Annotated in this window: 1 protein-coding gene; it reads right to left on the reverse strand. The window is 75.3% G+C overall.

Going from position 1 to position 275, the window contains the following annotated elements:
- Positions 1-275 (reverse strand): zinc-binding dehydrogenase (locus VM95_RS38270; protein ID WP_045706394.1); only part of this gene is annotated, 275 nt, incomplete at both ends.

Raw genomic sequence — 275 nt, forward strand, 5'->3', positions numbered from 1 at the left:
ACCAGGTCGTACGAGCGGTAGCGCACCCCGGCGTGCTGCCGGGCGACGGCCTCCGGGTCGCGCAGGTCGGTCTTGCCCATCTCCAGGAACCGGCCGCCGCGCGGCAGCAGCTCCAGCGAGGCGTCGACGAACTCGCCGGCCAGCGAGTTCAGCACCACGTCCACGCCCGCGCCGCCGGTGGCCTCCCGGAACGCGTCGCGGAAGCCCAGGTCGCGCGAGTTGGCGATCCGCTCGGTGGGCACGTCCAGCGCCCGCACGGCGTCCCACTTGGCGGG

Source organism: Streptomyces rubellomurinus, from assembly GCF_000961885.1.
In the GTDB taxonomy this organism is placed as follows: domain Bacteria; phylum Actinomycetota; class Actinomycetes; order Streptomycetales; family Streptomycetaceae; genus Kitasatospora; species Kitasatospora rubellomurina.